This is a genomic window from Pandoraea norimbergensis, from assembly GCF_001465545.3.
Taxonomy (GTDB): domain Bacteria; phylum Pseudomonadota; class Gammaproteobacteria; order Burkholderiales; family Burkholderiaceae; genus Pandoraea; species Pandoraea norimbergensis.
Map to the genome: position 1 here is coordinate 961,829 of NZ_CP013480.3, position 19,570 is coordinate 981,398.

The following is a 19,570-nucleotide window of genomic DNA, read 5'->3' on the forward strand; positions in this document are numbered from 1 at the left end:
GGCGACTGCCGTGGGGGGTGCTCCATAAAGCAAGAGCAAGCATAGTTCGATTCGCCGGAGGCCTCCAATACCATATGATGTGATGACTGATACCGGTTCGCTATGAATAGAAACCGATGTTCTTTTTAGGGGCAGGCTCCATGGAACTGAGGCAACTCCGCTATTTCGTAGTACTGGCTGAAACGCTGCATTTCGGTCGTGCAGCGAGTCTTTTGCATATCTCGCAACCCCCGCTCTCCCGACAGATCGCCATGCTCGAAGAAGAGCTCGGCGTGGTGTTGTTCCAGCGAACGCAGCGCAGCGTGCAACTCACCGCCGCCGGTCAACGCTTCTATGGCGACGCGCGCTCGGTGCTCGCCACACTCGATCGCGCACGCTCGCATGCGCGCGCCGCTGAACTTGGTGACGCCGGCACGCTATCGGCTGGCTTCATGTTTGCGGTCGCTTGCAGTGTCTTGCCGATCCTGACGCGCGCCTATGCGGCGGCTTTCCCGCGTATTGAAGTCAAACTCAGAGAAACGATTCCGACCACGCTGGCGGAAGATCTGCGCAGCGGCAAGCTCGACGTGGGCATCATGTATTCGTCGGATGCGACCGACGAACTGTGCACCGAAACCATCTTTCGCGAGCCGCTGGTGGCCGCGCTGCCGGCGGGACATCGATTGGAGTCTCGATCAGCGATCTCCGTTGCCGAATTGAAGGACGATTCTTTCATCATTTCGCCGCGTGAGGCGTCGCCGTATATCTACAACACCATCACCGAACACTGCCGGCAGGCCGGTTTTATGCCTCAGGTGCGGCTGGAGACGAACTTTCAGCAGACCATCGTCAATTTGGTCGGGCAACGACTCGGGGTGGCGCTCGTGCACAACTCGATGCGCAGCACGCATGCGGACAACGTGAAGTTCATTCCGTTGCTGCGGGCACCGTTCATTGATGTTGCGCTGGTCTGGAGTGCAGCGACAACCAACCCCTGCGTCGCGCGGTTCCGGCAAATTGCGCGGCATCTGGGATTGACCGAACAAACGGATGCCACGCTTCAGGCGTGTGCATGAGGCGGTGCACTGGGCGCAATGGCCAATGCACCGTGATGACGGTTAGGGAGCGGGTCAGGGGCAGGGTGAGCGTCAGGGCACGGCGACGCAGACCGCCGTTTCTCTCAGGCGTGCCTTGATGGCATCGGCCAGGCGCGCAATACCGGTTTCGATCTCCGTGGGCGTCGCGGTCGCGAACGTCAGCCGCAACGTATTCGCTTGCGGTGAGATGGCGTGAAACGACGCGCCGGGGATGAACGCGACGCCAAGTTTGAGGGCGTCTTCGAACAGGTGCGCGCTGTCGATTTGTTCGGGCAACGTCACCCACAGGAACATGCCACCGGCGGGACGCGTCCACGCAACACCGTCGGGCATGTACTGCGCGAGACATTTGAGCATCAGCGCGCATTGCGCGCGGTAGCGCAGACGAATGGCCGTGAGGTGAGCGTCGTAGTCGCCGTCGGTGAGCAGCGCGTGGGCAAGCCGTTGCGTGAGGCCGGTGGTATGCAGGTCGCTCGCCTGTTTGGCCTGCAACAGCTTGATCATCAGTTCCTCTGGCGCGACCAGATAGCCGACGCGTAATCCCGGGGCAATCACTTTCGAGAACGAGCCAAGGTGCACGACGCGCTCCGGCGCCATCGAGAGCAGCGACGGCGGCGTGTGTCCGCTGTACACGAGCTCGCCATAGGGATCGTCTTCGACGAGCAGCAACCCGGCGTCGTGGGCACGTGAGACGAGCGCAATGCGCCGCTCAAGGGACAGCGTGCGCCCGGTGGGATTTTGAAAGTTGGGCTGCGTGTAGAGCAGGCGGGCGGTGCGCATCGAGGCGTCGCTGAGCCGGTCGGGCAGCAGGCCGGCGGCGTCGGTCGGCACCTCTTCGAAGGCCGGTTCGTACTGCGCGAGCGCTTGGACGGCACCGAGGTACGTCGGTGTTTCGACCAGCACGCGGCTACCCGGGTCGATGAGTACGCGGGCCACGAGATCGAGCGCTTGCTGGGAGCCGGTGGTGACGAGAATCTGAGACGCGTTGATGCGCGTGCCACCCATCGACAGACGCTCGGCGATGGCCTCGCGCAACGGCGTGTAGCCTTCCGAGGGCCCGTATTGCAGCGCGCCGGTCGCGTCGTTACGCAGAATGTCGTCGGCCGCAGCGCGCAGCCGTTCGACGGGCAAGGCATAGGGCGATGGCAAGCCACCGGCGAACGAGATGATGTCGGGACGTTCGGCGACCTTGAGTAGTTCTCGCAACGACGACGGCTTCATGCGTTGCGCGCGCATCGCAAGTTGCCAGCGCCCGGCGGGCGGGAGATGTCTGTCCATGAGGCGGTCCGTGACGAAGCAGGTGAGAAATCCTCCGCAGCGAACGCCGCGGAGGATCGAGGGGCAGCCAACGTCTCGCAGCGTCCCGGTCAGCCGTTGAACATCGTGCGCAGGTTGTCCATCGCCATTTTCAGGAACGCGACGGCAAAGGCATCGAACGCAGGCTGGTCTTTCGGGTTACCGGACTTGGCTTCGCCAACGATGCGATAGGTGGCGGTACAGCCGTTGTCACCGCGCGGCACGACTTCCATCGACGCCCACATGTTGCCGATGTCGAACGTGGTGTAGATGAGCGTCCAGCTCATCGTCATGCCAGCATCGTCGCGCGTGTTCAGTTGCTCCACCACGAGGTCGCCGCCGGTGAAATGCTTGTGGCGCAGCGAGCGCGGGCCGGTGGCGGTGCCGGTCATCTGGATGTACTCCAGACCGGTGACAAAGCGGTTGTAGCCGTCGAAGCGGCCAACCACGTCCCACACCTTGCGTGCCGGGGCGTCGAGATCCGCGACGCCGGCATGCACGGTGGTGCTCAGGTTGTGAATCAGCGTGTCGGGTTGCAGCTCGGTGCGGACTTTTTGCAACATGATGTGCTCCTTGAGGTAAGAAGGGACTGCACGAGAATCATTGAATCCACGAGGTCAGGCGGCCGGCTCGGTGTCCAGCTCTCGTTGTGTGTACGGCTCGTCGACGGTGGCCGGCAGCGGCAGAAAGCCGCTTTCGATCAGGTAGTTGAAGTGCGCCGCCAGCAACTGCGGGTCTTTGCGCGGGTAAGCGACGCCCAGACGTCCAAGCGTTTCGGCGGTGCGCTGGTGCGCAATGCGTGCCATATCGCCGATGTCTTCCTGACTGTCGTCGAGATAGAACGCCACGACATCGAACAGCGCATTGGTTTCATCGATCGACGTGAGGCGGTTGCGCCAGTCGGCGGGCTCTTCCAACGCCAGTGCATAGCCGCAGGGTGCCAACGCGCCGAGATAGTCTTCCCACGTCAGCGGCTGCGGATTTTGCAGGTGGAACACGCGCAGCTCGCGCTGCGGGTCGGTCGTGCAACGCACCGCAGCGTGCGCGAGGAAGTCGACCGGTGTGAAGTCGAAATCGGTGTCGCCGGCCGGTGCCGCACCCAGTTGCAGCGACCCCTTCACGAGCAGCAGGATGCGATTGCGGGTGGGCTGGCACAGCCCGGAACTCGCCACGCCGGTGATGTTGCCCGGGCGCAGGATGGTCGCGTCGACGCCTCGCTCGGCGGCTTCCCAAACCAGATGCTCCGCGACCCACTTCGTCACGTTGTAGCCGTTGTTCACGAACGCCGGGGCATTGCGCGCAGGACCGGCTTCGAGGACGTGGCCCTTGTCGTCCATGGCACTCGCTGCCGACAGCGTGGAGACGAAGTGCATCGACTTGTTGCGGTACTCGCAGGCGAGCCGCAGCAGTTCGAGCGTGGCACCCACATTCGCGTCGTACAGATACGGGTAGTCGTAGACGTGGTTGACGTGCGCACCGTTGTGATAAATCGCGTCGATGTCGCGCGCGAGCGCGTGCCATGCGTCGGGAGTGAGCCCGAGATGCGGCTTGGCCAGATCGCCGAGCACGACCTTCAGGCGTGGGTGCCCGATCAGCGCGCCGAGACCGTTGGCATGCAGCGCTTGTGCGAGCCGGCCTTCGCCGTCTTTTTGACTGGGCGCGCGCACCATGCAGTGCACGACGGCGGACGTCTGCGCGATCAGCTCCGCTGCGATGAACGTGCCGAGGAAACCGTTGGCACCCGTCAGCAGAATCGCCTTGGCACCGTCGGGTGTCGGACGCAGTCCATCCACCGGGCGAATCTCCTCCGGCAGTGCCATGTCGTCGAAGACGCGCTGCGGAATGCGTTCGCCCTTCTTCAGATCGTCGCTGGTCAGCAGCGAGGCCAATGCGCCCACGGTCGGGCGTTCCATGAAGCGTGCCAGCGGCGCATTGCCGCCGAACTCCTTCTTCACGGCCAGCATCAGGCGCGAGACCAACAGCGAGTGGCCGCCAAGATTGAAGAACGAATCGTCGCGGCCAATTTCGAACGGTTCGAGATCGAGCAACCGTGCCCAGAGGGCGCGCAACTGCGTTTCCGTTTCGGTGAGCGGTTCGTCGTCCGTCGCAGTCACGACGCGCTGCGCCGGCATGCGCGAAAGCGCACCCCGGTCGATCTTGCCGTTGTTGGTGGCGGGCAGGGCGTCGAGCACCACGATCTCATACGGCACCATGTAATCGGGCAGACGCGCGGCAAGTTGTTCGCGTACTGCGTCGCCGCTTGCCTGTGTCGACCCGGGGCGGGCGACGAAGCCACGAATGCGTTTGCGGTCGTCCACCACGCAAGCGCACTGGCCGTAGAGGCCGGTGGCCAGCACGGCCCCTTCGATTTCGCCCATTTCCACGCGGAAGCCGCGAATCTTCACCTGCGCATCGCGGCGGCCCACGAAGTGCAGCACGCCACTGTCATCCCACTGCACGATGTCGCCGGTGCGATACAGCGTCTCGTCGCTGGCGGCAGGCCATACGCCGTCGGCTTGCGCAAACGGGTTGGGCACGAAGCTGTTTTGCGTCAGGTCCGGTCGGTGCAGATAACCGTCGGCAACACCGGCACCCGCCACACACAACTCGCCCGGTTGCCCGGTCAGTGCAGGTTCGCCCGCTTCGTCGAGCACATAGCAGCGCACATTGGCAATCGGGCGGCCGATCATGCGGTTGCTGTCGCCCGCCTTCAGGCGTGCGATGGTGACGAGCACCGTGCACTCGGCCGGGCCGAAGATATTGTGGAATTCACGCCCTTGGCTCCAGCGCGCGATGGTCTCCGGGAAGCAGACGTCGCCGCCGGTCAGCAGGTGACGCAGCGCAGGCCATTCGGCGTCCGGCATCACGGCGAGCAGGGCGGGCGGCAAGAACGCATGCGTCAGCGCTTCGTCGGCGATGAGTGCGCTCAGGTCATCCAGCGCGTGGCGCTGTTCTTCCGTCGGGATCACGAGCGTTGCGCCCGCGAGGAACGTCGGGAAGATGTCGAGCAGAGAAACGTCGAAGGCCACCGTGCAGAACTGCAACACGCGCGAACTGGCATCCATGCCGATGTAGTCGCGATACCAGTGGCAGAAGTGCACGATGTTGCGATGCGTGAGCATGACGCCCTTGGGCGTGCCCGTCGATCCGGATGTGAAGATCGTGATGGCGCAACGCTGCGTGCGATCGGCTTGACGTTCTACCGGCCACGAGGTGTTGGCGATATCGATGTTCTTTGCGTCGAGGGCCGTGATGCGCAGTACCTTGACGTCGAGGCCCGCCAGCACGCTCTCGTCGAAGTCTTCATCGGTGAGCAGGCAGACGGCGCGGCTTTGTTCCAGAATCTGGCGCACACGGTCGGGCGGGAACGATGGGTCGAGCGGCGCGTACGCTGCGCCCGCGCCGATGGCACCCAGAATGGCCGTGTACAGCAGGCGCGACTTGCGCAGGCGTACGGCAATGACACGCGGGGCGTCGTCGTCGGCTGACGCTTCCGGAATCAACGCGGCAAGTTGCGACGCGAGCTTCATCGACGCGCCCACGAAGGTGCGGTAGTCGACGTCACCGTCGGCATCGCGCAGGGCAATCGCGGACGGCGTGGCAATGGCCCGGCGCGACACCATTTCCGGCAGCGACGGTTCGAGCACGACGTCGCGCGCGGTTTCGTTCGTCAGATGCCAGCCGGACAGCTGATGCAAGTCGAGGGCGACGCCGCCGGGCTTCTTCTTTGCCGGTTTAAGGTCGTCGAGCGAAAGCGAGTCGCGGCCGAGGCGGCTCACCGTATCTACGAGCAGGGCTTCGGCTTCGATATCGATCTGCGCGGCCAGATCGGCACCGCATACGGGTTCGCCAAACTGGCAGACGCTGGTCACGACGTCGGCGATTCCCTTCGGGCCTGACCACTGCCACGCGAGATCGGCCCGCGTGGGCGGAAACGCCGGGGCGCGGGCAGTGAAAGTGAGACCGTGTTGTGCCTCGCAGCCGACTTTCGGATCGGCCGCGCCGCACTCGATGCGCCACTCGATGCCGCTCAGTACCGTGCCGGCGGCGGGCACGGCGGCGCCCAACTGCTCGGCGATATCACGCAAGGGGCCGGCATCGGCGCAGGCGGGGCTCACGTCGTGGCCCATGTCGTGGAGTGCCTGAAACACACGTGCGCCCAGACGGTTGTTACCGACGACGGCGAAGGAAATCGCTCTCATGGCCCGGTCCTCAGAGGTATTGCGCAACAGCGGCGCGGGTGGGTTCGTGATCGAGCAGGCCGGCCATCTTCAGAAACTTGCGGATGTTGACGATCATCGGGTGCTGATTCGTGATGGGGTACGCACCGACCATGTCGTTAGCGATCTGTTCGCGCGTGGCGGCCGGCAGCGCGAGCGTGCTGATCAGACGGCGGTCGAATTCGAGTTGCAGCTCGTTCGTGAGGTATTCCGTGAGGAAGAACGGCAGGCCTCGGCCGAGTTCGATGCGCGCCGTCTCGTCGATCGACTGCCAGTAGAGCTTGACCAGATTGATCCAGAACACTGAATGACGGCCCTCGTCGGCGAGGTGATCGGCCATCACGCCCTTAACCGAGCGCTTGAGCGTGTTGTCGCGCGAGAAGGCGGCGACTTCGGCCGTCACGGTGTTCTCGGAGATGGCCACGCCCAGCAGTTCCATGCCGGCGGCGTATTGGGCGGGCACGTATTCCATCGCACGGGGAATGGCGCGCGAGAGTTCGATTTCGCGGTTCTGCTCGATGGGGGCGATGCCAGTGTTGCGCTCCACTTGATCGAGATAGTCCATCGCCACGTAGGCGTGGTAGTTCTCATCAATCACGACCGACATCGCGTCGCTGCGGCAGGCAAACGGAAATTCGAACGGAAAGCGCAACTTGGCGATGGCAAGTGCGGTCTTGTTGACGATTTCTGTCTCGAAGATGATGACGTCGTTGATGTACTTGTAGAAGCTTTGCAGCAGGATGTATTCCTGCACGTCGCGCCCGGCATCGATCACCGCCGGATGCGCGTAGAGCGGCTGGCGCTCGACCGGGTAGTAGCTCAGCTCGTCGTCTTCGACGATACGGCGCGGGCGCGAGCGGATCGTGGCGCGTTGCTCCCATTGGTCAGCGTGGCTGACGTAACTCTGCAATGACATGGCGTTGCCTCGGATCGTGGGGACTGGCGAAAAGCTGGGCGGACCGGGGGGCGTCCGCCCGGGGGCTGCGGGTGAGAGCGACGACCCGCCAGAACTCGGCACTCAGGCGGCGACGGCTTCCTTTTGCAGCGCCACGATGTGTTCGTGCAGGCCGTCCCACAGGCGCAGGCGCTCGTCGATGGCGCGCAGTCCCGCTTCGAGGGCTTCGATCATCAGACGCTCTTCGCCCTGCGCGGCTTCGACGATCATGGCGCGCGCGGCCGGGCCGTGTTCGCCCGAGTCGACTTCGATATGGCGATCGAGGTAGTAGGTGAGCAGCGGCACGCTCTTCGCGTCGATCTTCCAGCCGTCGAGCAGCGTGCGGAACATGTCGGGGATCACGTTTTCGCGGCCGTAGAAGAAGTTGCCGAGCACTTGGTGCGTGGCGCCTTCATAGCAGGTGGCGAAAGTCGAGTTGACGAAGCGTACGACCGGGGCCGGGGCACCGACGGTCACGAGCGATGCGCTCACGCTGTTGCCCTTTTTCACCAGATCGATCATCTGGGCGATCTGGCGCGTATCGGCGCCCACGTCGCGCATGGCAGCGAGGTAGAGATCGAAGTGGCTCATCGGGCCCTGCGGGGTGTCGTCACACTCTTCGCCCAGCACGATTTCGTTGATCAGGCGCGCCGCGTGAATGTTGCGCGGGGCAACCCACGGCAGCGTGATCGTGGTGAGGTCGGCCTGGAGACGCTTGACCAGTGACATGAAATCCCAGACCGCGAAGACGTGCCACTCCATGAAGACCTGCAAACCTTGTATCGATTCGATGGAGTGAAACACGGGGTGGTGTGCGAGCGTCGCGTGATGTTCCTTGATCTGCCGTTCGAGGTATTCGATCTTGTCCACGGTAAGCATCCTTGAGGTAATGAAGATGAGTTCAACCTGCGCGAGGGGAGCGCTGCGCGACGTTCTCGTCGTCGCGTGCAAGGATTAGCAAGTTCGATACCAATGCTTCGAAACGTAAGTATCTCGGGCTTCGAGATAAATTTCGCCGGGTTTGGAAGGGGTGTTCGCGCATGACACCTGTTCAGCTTATGAACAGGTGTGCACGCGAGTGTCGATGCTGACGGGGGCGGAAGTTAAGCGAGATGGACTTATTCCCACTCCAGCGCTTTTTTGCCCCAATTCGTACGCGAAGCCCAACGCCAGAATGAACAGGAAGAACATCATCGCGATGAAGCCGGGCCAGCCGACTTCGCGCATGGAGACCGCCCACGGGATGGTGAAGGCGAGTTCGATATCGAAGACGATGAAGAAGATCGCGACCCGGTAGAAGCGGACGTCGAACTGTTTGCGCGCGTCCCCGAACGCATTGAAGCCGCATTCGTACGCCGAGTTCTTTTCGGCATCCGGCCGGTGCGGGCGGATGGGCTTGGCAACGAAAAGCAACGCCGTGCCCATGAGCATGGCGACGAGCAGAAACAGCAAGGCAGGGAAGTACTCGGAGAGGTCCACCGGGCCTCCTAAAGGGAAAGGTTCAGGGAAGGGGCGTATTTAGCGACTGAATGACGACTGAGTGACGGTTGAATGCCGGTTGTCGCTGAAGGGCAATCGGCGGAGGGGGCATCGGATGTCACTCGTGATACGGACACGCGCGCCCCCGCAAGGGTTCCGTCAATGCAGGCTTTTGGGGTGCGGCGTTATGACGCGAGCTTCATCAGCACGAGTCCGCTCACGATGAGCACGGCGGCGAGAAGACGCATGGCACTGGCGGCCTCACCGAGCACGAGAACGCCCACGGTAAATGCGCCGATGGCACCGATGCCGGTCCAGATGGTGTAAGCCGTGCCGAGGGGAAGCGTCTTCATGGAGACCGACAGCAAACCGAAGCTGGCGGCCATGGTGACGAAGGTGATGACAGAGGGGACCCACTTCGTGAAGCCCGCAGACTGCTTCATCGTAAAGGCCCAAACGATCTCGAGAAGACCTGCGAACAGCAAATATATCCAAGCCATATGGCTCTCCTATTTCAGTAGAGCCGGGCCGTCCCGGATTGTCTTGCCAGCAGGCTGAGGTCGTCCTCAGCCCGAAACTATAACGCAAATGTCTACTAAAGTGCGTGGACTGATTGTTCGAAATGGGCGGGTAACGTGTGGTGAGACGCAGGCGTCAGGCGTTCATTAGCCGCTCGATGGCGTTGACCGCGTTGCGCAAACCGTCTTCCGAGCGCATCTGCTCGCCCAATTCCCGCGCACGTGACTTTGTGGTTGTGCGCTCAGCGAATTCGATGCGCTTGGCGAGCGATGCCGCCCGTAGTGACCGGCCGGTCAAGGCTTCATCCGCCACGCCTGCACGCCGCAACCGGTCGGCCCAGAACCACTGATCGCCAGCGAATGGCACGACGACCGAAGGCACCCCGGCACGTGTCGCCGAATGCGACGTGCCGGAGCCGCCGTGGTGGATGACGAGCGATGTTTTCGGGAACAGCCAGTCGTGTGGCGTGTCGCCAAGGACGTGGAAATTAGATGGCAGTCCAGAGGTATTCGCGCCGCTCCAGCCCGGGTAGAACAGCGCTCTGCGACCGGCCACGGCGGTGACCATTTCTGCGAGCAGCTTTTCGGTGTCGAACCCCGTCATGCTGCCGAAGCCGACATAGATCGGCGCTTCACCCGCTGCAAGGAAATCGGTGAGCGCCTGCGGTGCAGTCCATTCGGCGGACGGCGACACCCATTGCCCGCAGATTTGTGCGTTCTCCGGCCAGTCATCGGGGCGGGGAACCAACGTGGGGGAGATGCCGTACAGCATTGGGTGCTTCGTCCATAACGCCTGCCTCGGCGGCAGTCCGCACACGGCAGCGCGTGCGGCATTGGTCTGCTTACGGAACGCCCGCCATAGCATCTGATTCACGAAGCTCTGACTGGCCCGGTTGAGGAACGACGGGACCCATTTCGGCGGAAAGAAGGGCGAGGCGAATGCCGTCGTGGGCGAGATCGGAATGAGGCCGGTGCCGATGGCCTTGATACCGAGATGCTCCGCCGCAGAGAGTCCGACAAACGCGGCCAGTCCCGACACGATGACGGCGTCGCAGCCTTCACCTTCGCGGACGATGGTTTCCAGCCATGCCTGCGCGTGTGTATTGGCGATGTGCGCGAGTGCGCTCGCCATGTTGGAGAAACCGCGTTGGGTCGCCACCACGTTGGCAATGGCAAGCTCAGGCCGCAGCGTGCCTTTGATGTCACCGGCCAGCGCAACGGTAGGCACCCCCAACTTGTCCGGGAAGTCCAGCGTGGCGTGGTCGGCGAGCAGGCGGGCTTCGTGACCGGCGTCCATCAACGCCCGGCACAGCATGGCCAGCGGGCGGGTGTCACCTTCCGTTCCGTACGTTGCGACGACGAATCTCATGATTTTTTGACTCTCTGGATGGCGTCTTTTTCCAACTCGGTGATCAGTGCGTCTTGTATCAGCGCGACGGGGCGAACGAGGCGGGTCGGCAACGTGCCATGCACCAGCCACACGTTCAGACCGCTTTTGAATTCCGGCACGTCCACGATTTCCAGCGTGTCGGCATACGGGCTGCGCGCCAGCACTTCCGGTGCGGCGAGGCCGACGCCGAGTCCGCGTGCTACCAGCGACAACTGCAATTCGGAACCGAAGGCCTCGACCGCCACGTTGAATGGCAACCCGGCGGTCGACATCGCACGGCTGAGCGCCGAGCGCATGCCGCAGCCGTCCTGATTGAGTACCCACGGATGCCCGGCCAGTTCGGCGAGCGTCGCGGACTTATCGGCGAGGCCGAACGCGCGGGGCGCGACCACGACCGTAGGTTTGTGCGCGAGCAGCGTCGTCGTCAGGCCTTCCGGCATCACCGCACGCTCGGGCAGCAGCACGATAGCCGCGTCCAGCTTGCCGCGCTCAACGCTCTGCAACAGACCCGGCGACCAGCCGGCTGTCACGCGAAGTGTCAGCTTCGGAAAGGCGCCGCGCAGCCGATCGATCGGTTGCTCCAACGCCAGTTCGGAGAGGAACGGCGGCACGCCGATGTTGAACTCGCCGGTGGGCTCGCGATCGGTGGATGCCACGGCCATCAGGTCATCGACGGCGCGCAATACCGTGCGCGCCAGCCGATAGACCTCTTCGCCGGCGGCGGTTGGCTTGAGCGGTTTGCTCTGGCGGTCGAGCAGTTCGATGCCGAGCATCTTTTCGAGGTTTTGGACGCGACGCGTCAAACCCGGCTGCGTCAGGAACAGCTTCTCCGACGCCCGCACCATCGATTCGCTTTCGACCACCGCGACGAAGGCCTGCAAGTCATGTGTGTTCAAAACAAACTCGCATAATCAATATAAACATAATTCAATTGTGGCATAACGTTGGTGTTCCTACAATCGGCGGACCGACTCACAGGAATCGCCAAATGACTCAGCCACCCTCCGTCTGTACCCGGGACTTCGCCACGGCTTCGCCGCTACCGTCAACCGTGTCGCCACCGCCCTCGGCCGCCCAACTGGGTGTTGGTCTTAGCCGCCAAATGACGCTTTTCTTCGCGGCAGCGGTCGGCATCATCATCCTGAATTTGTCGGCCGCGCAGCCGCTGACAGGTCCGGTGAGCCATGCGCTGAATTTACCGGCCGGGCTGTCGGGCTTGATCGCGATGCTGCCGCAGCTTGGCTACGCGGCAGGGCTGCTGCTCCTCGTGCCGCTCTGCGATTTGCTTGAGAATCGCCGCCTCATCGTGGTGACGCTGACGTGCTGTGCGGCGTTGCTGGCGCTGTCTGCGCTGGCCCATTCGGGCTGGGTGTTTCTGGCATCGGTGTTTCTCGCGGGTGCGACGTCTAGCGTGATACAGATGCTGGTGCCGATGGCGGCATCGATGGCGCCCGAGCAACGGCGCGGTCAGGCCATTGGCAACGTAATGAGCGGATTGATGCTCGGGATTTTGTTGTCGCGTCCACTGGCGAGTCTGATTACGGGGACGTTTGGCTGGCGGGTGTTCTTCGGCATTGAGGCGGCCGCTGACGCGCTGTTGGCATTGGTGCTGTACCTCCGGTTGCCGAATCATGCGCCGCACACCGGCGCGACCTATCCGGCGTTGCTTCGCTCGCTTTGGACGCTATTGCGGACTGAACCCGTATTGCAACGTCGCTCGTTGCAGGCGGCGCTCGCGCTGGGGGCGTTTAGCGCGTTCTGGACGGCCATTGCTCTGCGACTCGCGCAGCCACCGTTCTCCCTCGGCATGCAAGGTATCGCCGTGTTCGCACTGGCGGGGGCCTCGGGGGCCATTGTGACGCCGCTTGCCGGGTATCTCGGCGACCGTGGCGCAGGGCATGCGACGCAGATTGTTTCGCACATCGTGATGATTGCCGCCGTGCTCATGCTCGGCGTCGCGGGCGCGGGGTGGGGTGGCTTCTCGCCGATGGCACATCCTGCGCTGGCGTTGGCGATGCTGGTCGCTGGGGCGGCAGCGCTCGACGCGGGCGTGATCACCGACCAGACGCTGGGACGCCGCGCGGTCAACTTGCTTAACCCTGCGGCGCGAGGACGGTTGAACGCGCTCTTCGTCGGCATCTTCTTTGTCGGCGGCGCGATGGGGGCGGCACTCTCGGGAGCCGCATGGGCGTGGGCCGGATGGGGCGGCGTGTGCACCGTTGCGCTCGCGTTTGCCGTCGCGCTGTCGTTAGTCGGCTGGCTGGATCGCGCTTCGCAGGGACGGCGTGCGTGAGGTGGCGGCGCTCGCTGCGATATCGCGCGGCGTTGCGCCAAGCTCCCGTTTCATCCACGTCGCCATGTGGCTCTGATGAGAGAAGCCGGCTTCGAGCGCGATCTGACTCACGCTCAGCCGGCCTTCGATCAGCAGCGCCTTAGCCCGTTCTAGGCGGCGCTGCACGACATAGCGGTGGACGGGCACGCCCATCGTTTCGCGAAACAGCACCTTGAAATGCGGCACGCTCAGATCGACGAGTGCGGCCAGTTCTGTCAGTGACAGGCGCTCGTCGAGATGCGCTTCGACATAGTCGATGACGCGCGAGGCGGCGCGAGCGGAGAGTGTGCGTGTCTTGCGATCTTGCTGGCGGTCGGCCATCCCGGCCCCCGCCAGACGCACGAGCATCGCTGTGCACAGGCTTTCGGCGTAGAGCGGATCGGAGGCGTCTTTGGCTTCGAGTTCGGCGCGCATCGCCCATGCCATCTGCTGAAAGCGTGCGTCACGCCACTGGAACTGCGGCCGGATCTGCGCCTCGGAAGCCGTGAGGCCGAGCTGGTCGTAAGTGTTGCGCACAAAATCGTCGGCAAACCAGATGGTGAGGATCGTGCAGTCGTTGTCGTCGGACCATTCGCCCGGCATGCCGGCGGGAATCACGTCGGTGTCGCCATGAGACTGAATGCGCGACGTGGGCGGGCCTTCACATCGACACACGGCTTTGACGGGGCGTCCAACGTGCACGCCGACACGGTGATGCGCGATGCCGGGGATGCGGTGCGCCCCCGCGGCGACGCCGAACAGATCGGCACCAAACCCCGACCACCCGAGCGACGCGCTCGACAGCAAGCTTTTCCGCTGGCCGGAGTGCGGCGTCAACACAGTGTGAGTTGCACGAGTTGCAGTCATTGCATGCCTTCCATGGGACGACGTGATGTCGCATTCTCCTGCAATTTCGGGCGGCGTGCTGGTGGCGACATGGCACACGTCGATGGGGGGCTCATGTTGTCATCCGAATCTGTTCGGAAACATCCGTCTGTGCGAGTTTTCTGGCTTGAGGCTTCGTAGACTCAAGATCCACGAATGAGAGGCGAGGCACTATGTACGTGATCTTTGGCGCATCGGGAAACGTTGGCCGCTCGACGGTGGCGGCGCTGTTGAATGCCGGGCCGGCGGGCCAAGCGGTGCGTGTTGTCGTGAGAGACCCGGCGCAACACGAGGTATTCAAGCATATGGGGTGCGAGGTGGTGGCCGCCGATCTCGATGACGAAGCGTCGTTGCATCTCGCGCTTGAGGGCGCGCAGGCGGTGCAATTGCTGTGTCCGGTGGCACATGGTGCGGCGGACCCTGAAGCCGCGATGCGCAACACGATTCGCACGACGGCGCGCGCGTTGCGTGAGTACCCGCATCTGCATGTACTCGCGCTGTCGGACTACGGTGCAGAACTCGACTCGGGCTCGGGGATCACGATGCTGTTTCGCGAGCTTGAGGCGGCGTATCGGGCGGTGGCACCGCGTCTCACACTGCTGCGCTCGGCAGAGCACATGCATAACTGGGCGCGCACGTTGCTCGTTGCGTTGTCAGCCGGACGCCTGCCGAGTTTTCATCATCCCGTCGACCGGCCGTTCCCGACCGTCGCCGCGAAGGATGTCGGCGTTGTCGCAGCGCAGCTCTTGCTTGATGGCCATGACGGCAACGGCGCTCGCGTTGTCAGTGTCGAGGGGCCGCGTCGTTACCACGCCGAGGATGTTGCGCGAACGCTTAGCGATCTCAGCGGGCGCGATGTTGCGGCCTTCGCGCTACCGCGTAACGAGTGGGCGAATGTGTTGGCACGCGCAGGGCTGAACACGAACCTCGCGAATCTCGTGATGAATACATTCGACGCGCAGAACGCAGGAAGAATCGATGTGGAAGCGGGTAGCGAGCGACGCTTCGGCACCACCGAGTTGCGCGACGTGTTGGCGGCGTTGATGTCGGCTTTCAACGCGCGTTAGCCTCGTCGTGTCTTTAAAGGGATATCAAATGCAATATTGCCCAATGACATGCGCCACGCGCCTATACGTGGCGAAGTCCCGCGCTGAAGCCCGGCCCCGGGTCTCGGCGCCAACCGCTTACCGGCTTCTGGAAGGCATTGCCAAAGGACTTCGATGGCAGGGGCTTGAGGAATTGCTGTGCGCGATTCCCGATAGCAATGACGACTTTGGCATCTTTTAAAAACGCCAAACGATCCTATACCCGAGAAGTTTCAATGGTGCGTCGGTGTTCGTGATCAGGCACCGACGACGACATCGCCGTCAGGCCGGCCGAAGCGTTCGATATCGGCAAGCACCGAAGGCGTGATGGTGACGTGATCCAGCGGCGCGCTACGCCCGGCAAGATAGATGCCCTTGGCGGACAGGCGTTCGGCGTGCGCAGCCAGCCGCGAGGGCAGGTCGGGCGCGAGCGCGGCCGGATCGATGGCAACGATGAACAGTCCCGCGCCGGGCGATGCGTCGCCTTGTTGGAACGAAGGCGCATCCAGCGACCAGTTCGCACCGGTCAGTCCTGCGGACAACACTTCCACGATCAACGCGATATTGGCGCCTCGGGCGCCGCCAAACGCCAGCAGCATGCCGGTCAGCGCGTCGCGCGCATCCGTCGTCGGCGCACCGGTGGCGTCTAGTGCCCAACCTTCGGGGATGGCCTCGCCGCGTGTGGCGGCTTCGCGGACGTTGACGAACGCCGTGGCACTCGATGCCTGATCGACGACGAGCGGACGTCCACCGTCGATCGGCGCGGCAAATGACAACGGGTTGGTGCCGAATACCGGCTGACGGCTTTGCGCCGTAGTGACCATCGCAGGTCCGTTGGACGTTGCGAGACAGACGAGTCCCGCCTCGGCCAATCGCCGCGTGTAATAACTCAATTCGCCCACGGTATAGCTGTTGGCTTGCAGTAAAAGCGCGACACCGTATTGCTCGGCGTTCTCCACGAGTCGGGGAAACGCCAGATCGAAGCCGAGTTGGGCGATGCCGGTTTTTGCGTCGACACGAAGGGTCGTCGGCATGGGGGCGCTGATGTTGGGTTGCGCGGCACCGGCGATACGGCCGGTAGCAAGACCTTCGAGATAGTCAGGCAGATGGGCGAAACCTACCGATGCGTGGCCTGCGAGTTCAGCGGCAACCGTAGCGTCAGCGAGCGATGCGGCGGTTGGCGCGTTGGCACCCGCCGCGATTGCGGCGCGTTGTGCGAGATCTCTGGCGGCTTCGATGCTGAGTTGCATGCGCACTCCCTTGGGCGTGTCGTGGTCATTTGCCCGACTATGCCAGACTATGCCAGACGCACGTACTCGATGTCCCACTCCGATTCTTCCGTCTTCGCGAAGCCATGCCGCTGGTAAAAGCGGTTGGAGTCACTGCCACGCAAAGCCCCTACGCGAATCGGCATGTGCTGCGCATCGGCTCGATCGAACAGGTCTTGCAGAACGCGTGCGCCGATTCCCTTGCCCTGATGTTCCGGAAGCACGTAAAGGTGATTCAGGCGCCAGTGGTCTACCTCTGGGCGCACGAGCACGAAGCCAACGCGGACGCCGTCGATCTCGATGAACTTGCACAGCGCCGGGTCGAATGAGGCGATAAAGCGGTCTCTGGCGCGCTGGGGATCGAAGCGTCCGATGCGCTCCAGACTTTCACGCATCGCGGCAATCCGCATGTCGACCAGAAGGTCGGCGTCGGATGGCGTGGTGGCGGAAAAGATCAGATTCATGGGACGGCTCATTTCGTCTTATTTTGTCGGAATGACCATCGCACGATCCACGGGCACGGCCGTGACGGCGTTTTGCGGCGAACCATCGATCAGTTTGTCGGAGTAGGTCAGATAGACGAGTGTGTTACGCGCTTTGTCGACCATGCGCACGATCCGCAGTTTTTTGAACAGCGGCGAGAGGCTTTCCGAGAAAACTTCCTCCTCCTTCGGCAACGGCCCGGTAAACGTGATCGGCCCGACCGGCCGGCACGCGATCGAGGCCTCGGCCTTGTCTTCCGCCAGCCCGACCATCCCCTTCACGCCGCCCGTCTTCGCCCGCGACACATAACACGTGACGCCGCGCACCTTCGGATCGTCGTACGCATCGACCACGATCTTGTGATCCGGCCCCACCCACTTGAACGCCGTGCTCACGTCGCCGATCTTCTCGGCGTGTGCCCAACTCGCGGCCACCGTCAGCGCCAGCGCGATTGCTGTCTTCATGTTCATGTCCATGCCCGTGCCAGTTAAGCGTCGCTTGCGGCCGGGACCATTGCCGACCATGCGCTGCGACAGGCGGATTCTACTCGTCCCGGATCGCAGGATTGCGACAGCGTCTCGGAGGGTATGGCTAAAAATCTATTTTTTTCGTTTGATCCCACGAGAGATGGGTAGTCGGCAGGTTGCGCACAGAGTATGGGAATGTGGCAACTGGTCGCCCGCGTATCCGGTTAGGTGCTTGGTCCCGAGTTCCGCGCACGCGAAGCATGCGCGACGAGAGCGGCGCCGACGGCAGTGAGCACGAGCCAGCATCCAACAAGATATGGGGTGACTTGCCGACCATCAGATATTTGCAGAGTCGCGAAGTCGGCCGCGAGAAGGATGTTTGACAAGACCCCCGCCATCAGCGCCAGCCCAATTTCACGCAAAGTGTTGAGCTGGTATCGCGCCGAGGAGACTGTGATCCACAGCACAATGGCAGGTACAGCGAAAAGGCCTGCCAATTTTGCCAAGTTATCGTCCGATGGCGTGGCGGCAAACATGTTGTTCATCGTCAGGAAAAAAAGCCCGAGCGAAAACGTGCAGCAAGTAATTGTCATTGCACGTCCAAGCCCCGGCCACCTCAAACGAATCTGTGGACGCGTCTTCAAATACGCCGAGACCGATGGTGAGAAAAGCAAAACGAGCGGAACGAGGCTTGTGATGATGAACTTCAGAGGGACGCGTGCACCGCCATTTTCGGGAAGAACTTCGGAAAGAAACTCAGCCACGACGCAAGTGATGTAGAGGGGGCGCGTCCACCGACTCCCTTTAAACGCTGTGATCGCGCAGAGCAGGCCGACGGCAATGCCGATCGAATAGGTCCCAGTCACTATCAGCGCCTGAAGTGGCTGGGACCCGGATAGCGGAATCTGAAAAGGATTCAGGAAGACTTCCACAACCCCGAAGAGTTGGAGATATGCATAAAGAGAAAGCGGTGCGGGGCGTGTCATCGGTGACGTCAGAGAGAGGGTGCAAAGTGAGCGCCGGGAGAAAGCGACGGTGGAAACAGGAAGCCGCTGACTCGCATTGACTAACGGCAACTGAAGGAGAGACTTTAGGCACGCATTCGTCAGTGCTATTCTCGCTATTCCCTCGATCTCGCCACGACCATGACCGCTCATCGAGTCAACATTCGAGTCGCCGTGAGTGGCGACATTGCATCGCTAATCGAGCTAGATTCGATCTCGCAACGCGACCCACGCCGAGCGGAATTTATCAAGCGCGCCGTTGTTGCCGCGCAGTGTTGGGTGGCAACCGAAGCGCAAGACGATTCATCGATCATCGGATACGGGGTGTTGAACGAAGCCTTCTTCGAACAGAATTTTGTGCCGCTGATCGTGGTGGGTGAAAGGGCTCGGCGAAAAGGCGTTGGCAGTGCGATTTTGCGTGAACTAGTGTTGCAGTGTCGGGGTGCCAGACTTTTCACATCGACCAATGCGTCGAATGCGCCGATGCGTGCGCTTCTGTTGCAGTGCGGATTCGTGGAGTCCGGCCACGTCGACAACCTCGACGAAGGCGACCCGGAATTGATCTTCGTTAGCCCGGCTGCATTCTCGGTAGAGGACGAGGACGCCGCCATACCTCCCGAAGACCTGTATCTGATCCACTGCCAACCGTTCGGCACAGCCCTGGAACTTCGTTTCAAAACAGGGTTGCATCTCGACGCTCCACCCGATGAGCAGGTCCTGCGGATCACTTTGGCCGGGTTGGAAAATGCGCCCGCATGTGCGGATTTCTTCTTGGGGCTGATGTGCGAGACGCCGGTCTACCTCCGGCGTGAGGGAAATACGCTGACGGCTACAACGTCCGAACGCCATGCGCTTGCAATGAGCGCGGGCGCGATTACAACGCGTTATGTGCCGATGAATCAGGGCGAGTTACGCCGCGAGAGAGAATGGGTTTATGACCGATTTCTCACGGGGCATCGCAATCTCACCAACATGAATCGTCGCATTGACGCTGTGCGCGAACTAACGGCAGAGTCCATCAAGCGAGTCGAGTTGAAGGCGTCGAGCCATCTTCACGATGGAACGGCGTCAGTGTTGTATGGCCAGCAGATTGATGTGCTCAAACGCATCCTGTTATTGCTCGACGAGTAGCCAACCTGCTCTTCGGAATCGAC

18 protein-coding genes are annotated in these 19,570 nt (G+C 62.5%); 4 read left to right on the plus strand and 14 right to left on the minus strand.

Going from position 1 to position 19,570, the window contains the following annotated elements; translation table 11 throughout:
* Positions 1 to 140: 140 nt before the first annotated feature.
* The gene (locus tag AT302_RS04325) at positions 141 to 1,055 is read left to right on the plus strand and encodes a LysR family transcriptional regulator (protein WP_058377372.1); all 915 of its coding nucleotides are present in this window, start codon (positions 141 to 143) and stop codon (positions 1,053 to 1,055) included.
* 72 nt (positions 1,056 to 1,127) lie between these two features.
* Here the strand turns inward: AT302_RS04325 and AT302_RS04330 are convergent, their stop codons facing one another.
* The 9 genes from AT302_RS04330 to AT302_RS04370 form a co-directional block, all read right to left on the minus strand.
* On the minus strand, positions 1,128 to 2,354 hold the full coding sequence (locus AT302_RS04330) for an aminotransferase-like domain-containing protein (protein ID WP_058377373.1): 1,227 nt from the start codon (positions 2,352 to 2,354) through the stop codon (positions 1,128 to 1,130).
* 89 nt (positions 2,355 to 2,443) lie between these two features.
* A complete protein-coding gene (locus tag AT302_RS04335) occupies positions 2,444 to 2,935 on the minus strand; it encodes an SRPBCC family protein (RefSeq protein WP_058377374.1) in 492 nt (163 codons plus the stop codon).
* 54 nt (positions 2,936 to 2,989) lie between these two features.
* The gene (locus AT302_RS04340) at positions 2,990 to 6,574 is read right to left on the minus strand and encodes an amino acid adenylation domain-containing protein (protein ID WP_058377375.1); all 3,585 of its coding nucleotides are present in this window, start codon (positions 6,572 to 6,574) and stop codon (positions 2,990 to 2,992) included.
* Between the two features lie 10 nt (positions 6,575 to 6,584).
* The gene (locus AT302_RS04345) at positions 6,585 to 7,508 is read right to left on the minus strand and encodes a diiron oxygenase (RefSeq protein ID WP_058377376.1); all 924 of its coding nucleotides are present in this window, start codon (positions 7,506 to 7,508) and stop codon (positions 6,585 to 6,587) included.
* Positions 7,509 to 7,610: 102 nt separating this feature from the next.
* Positions 7,611 to 8,396 carry a DUF3050 domain-containing protein gene (locus AT302_RS04350; protein WP_058380096.1) on the minus strand — a complete coding sequence of 262 codons (786 nt, stop codon included), beginning with the start codon at positions 8,394 to 8,396 and terminating at the stop codon, positions 7,611 to 7,613.
* A 186-nt stretch (positions 8,397 to 8,582) separates the two neighbouring features.
* Positions 8,583 to 9,005, minus strand: coding sequence for an NADH-quinone oxidoreductase subunit A (gene ndhC, locus AT302_RS04355; protein ID WP_157125678.1), 423 nt, complete (start codon positions 9,003 to 9,005; stop codon positions 8,583 to 8,585).
* Positions 9,006 to 9,190: 185 nt separating this feature from the next.
* Positions 9,191 to 9,505, minus strand: a complete 315-nt coding sequence (locus AT302_RS04360) for a DMT family transporter (RefSeq protein WP_058377377.1) — start codon at positions 9,503 to 9,505, stop codon at positions 9,191 to 9,193.
* 154 nt (positions 9,506 to 9,659) lie between these two features.
* Positions 9,660 to 10,892 carry a glycosyltransferase gene (locus AT302_RS04365; protein WP_058377378.1) on the minus strand — a complete coding sequence of 411 codons (1,233 nt, stop codon included), beginning with the start codon at positions 10,890 to 10,892 and terminating at the stop codon, positions 9,660 to 9,662.
* Positions 10,889 to 11,809 carry a LysR family transcriptional regulator gene (locus tag AT302_RS04370; RefSeq protein ID WP_058377379.1) on the minus strand — a complete coding sequence of 307 codons (921 nt, stop codon included), beginning with the start codon at positions 11,807 to 11,809 and terminating at the stop codon, positions 10,889 to 10,891. The genes AT302_RS04365 and AT302_RS04370 overlap by 4 nt, the downstream gene beginning before the upstream one ends.
* Before the next feature lie 92 nt (positions 11,810 to 11,901).
* Between AT302_RS04370 and AT302_RS04375 the strand changes: the two genes are divergently transcribed.
* Positions 11,902 to 13,206 carry an MFS transporter gene (locus tag AT302_RS04375; RefSeq protein ID WP_058377380.1) on the plus strand — a complete coding sequence of 435 codons (1,305 nt, stop codon included), beginning with the start codon at positions 11,902 to 11,904 and terminating at the stop codon, positions 13,204 to 13,206.
* On the opposite strand, the gene AT302_RS04380 is transcribed toward AT302_RS04375, so the two are convergent.
* Positions 13,162 to 14,091: a helix-turn-helix domain-containing protein gene (locus AT302_RS04380; protein ID WP_058377381.1), complete on the minus strand. Its 930-nt coding sequence runs from the start codon at positions 14,089 to 14,091 to the stop codon at positions 13,162 to 13,164. The genes AT302_RS04375 and AT302_RS04380 overlap by 45 nt on opposite strands.
* Positions 14,092 to 14,282: 191 nt before the next feature.
* Here AT302_RS04380 and AT302_RS04385 point away from each other — a divergent pair, with 191 nt between their 5' ends.
* Positions 14,283 to 15,176: an NmrA family NAD(P)-binding protein gene (locus AT302_RS04385; protein WP_058377382.1), complete on the plus strand. Its 894-nt coding sequence runs from the start codon at positions 14,283 to 14,285 to the stop codon at positions 15,174 to 15,176.
* A gap of 275 nt (positions 15,177 to 15,451) precedes the next feature.
* Here AT302_RS04385 and AT302_RS04390 read toward each other — a convergent pair whose 3' ends face one another.
* The 4 genes from AT302_RS04390 to AT302_RS04405 form a co-directional block, all read right to left on the minus strand.
* A complete protein-coding gene (locus AT302_RS04390; RefSeq protein WP_058377383.1) occupies positions 15,452 to 16,444 on the minus strand; it encodes an Ldh family oxidoreductase in 993 nt (330 codons plus the stop codon).
* Between the two features lie 47 nt (positions 16,445 to 16,491).
* On the minus strand, positions 16,492 to 16,926 hold the full coding sequence (locus AT302_RS04395; protein WP_058377384.1) for a GNAT family N-acetyltransferase: 435 nt from the start codon (positions 16,924 to 16,926) through the stop codon (positions 16,492 to 16,494).
* A gap of 18 nt (positions 16,927 to 16,944) precedes the next feature.
* On the minus strand, positions 16,945 to 17,409 hold the full coding sequence (locus tag AT302_RS04400; protein WP_157125679.1) for a CreA family protein: 465 nt from the start codon (positions 17,407 to 17,409) through the stop codon (positions 16,945 to 16,947).
* A gap of 227 nt (positions 17,410 to 17,636) precedes the next feature.
* Positions 17,637 to 18,398, minus strand: a complete 762-nt coding sequence (locus AT302_RS04405) for a hypothetical protein (protein ID WP_058377385.1) — start codon at positions 18,396 to 18,398, stop codon at positions 17,637 to 17,639.
* Positions 18,399 to 18,590: 192 nt separating this feature from the next.
* On the opposite strand from AT302_RS04405, the gene AT302_RS27160 reads away from it, so the two are divergent.
* Positions 18,591 to 19,547, plus strand: a complete 957-nt coding sequence (locus AT302_RS27160; protein WP_237172060.1) for a GNAT family N-acetyltransferase — start codon at positions 18,591 to 18,593, stop codon at positions 19,545 to 19,547.
* Positions 19,548 to 19,570: the final 23 nt, after the last annotated feature.

Excerpts from the sequence above, each read along its gene's own strand:
- AT302_RS04325 (WP_058377372.1), top strand. The coding sequence starts at position 141 with ATGGAACTGAGGCAACTCCGCTATTTCGTAGTACTGGCTGAAACGCTG.
- AT302_RS04330 (WP_058377373.1), bottom strand. The coding sequence starts at position 2,354 with ATGGACAGACATCTCCCGCCCGCCGGGCGCTGGCAACTTGCGATGCGC.
- AT302_RS04335 (WP_058377374.1), bottom strand. The coding sequence starts at position 2,935 with ATGTTGCAAAAAGTCCGCACCGAGCTGCAACCCGACACGCTGATTCAC.
- AT302_RS04340 (WP_058377375.1), bottom strand. The coding sequence starts at position 6,574 with ATGAGAGCGATTTCCTTCGCCGTCGTCGGTAACAACCGTCTGGGCGCA.
- AT302_RS04345 (WP_058377376.1), bottom strand. The coding sequence starts at position 7,508 with ATGTCATTGCAGAGTTACGTCAGCCACGCTGACCAATGGGAGCAACGC.
- AT302_RS04360 (WP_058377377.1), bottom strand. The coding sequence starts at position 9,505 with ATGGCTTGGATATATTTGCTGTTCGCAGGTCTTCTCGAGATCGTTTGG.
- AT302_RS04365 (WP_058377378.1), bottom strand. The coding sequence starts at position 10,892 with ATGAGATTCGTCGTCGCAACGTACGGAACGGAAGGTGACACCCGCCCG.
- AT302_RS04375 (WP_058377380.1), top strand. The coding sequence starts at position 11,902 with ATGACTCAGCCACCCTCCGTCTGTACCCGGGACTTCGCCACGGCTTCG.
- AT302_RS04380 (WP_058377381.1), bottom strand. The coding sequence starts at position 14,091 with ATGACTGCAACTCGTGCAACTCACACTGTGTTGACGCCGCACTCCGGC.
- AT302_RS04385 (WP_058377382.1), top strand. The coding sequence starts at position 14,283 with ATGTACGTGATCTTTGGCGCATCGGGAAACGTTGGCCGCTCGACGGTG.
- AT302_RS04390 (WP_058377383.1), bottom strand. The coding sequence starts at position 16,444 with ATGCAACTCAGCATCGAAGCCGCCAGAGATCTCGCACAACGCGCCGCA.
- AT302_RS04395 (WP_058377384.1), bottom strand. The coding sequence starts at position 16,926 with ATGAATCTGATCTTTTCCGCCACCACGCCATCCGACGCCGACCTTCTG.
- AT302_RS04400 (WP_157125679.1), bottom strand. The coding sequence starts at position 17,409 with ATGAAGACAGCAATCGCGCTGGCGCTGACGGTGGCCGCGAGTTGGGCA.
- AT302_RS04405 (WP_058377385.1), bottom strand. The coding sequence starts at position 18,398 with ATGACACGCCCCGCACCGCTTTCTCTTTATGCATATCTCCAACTCTTC.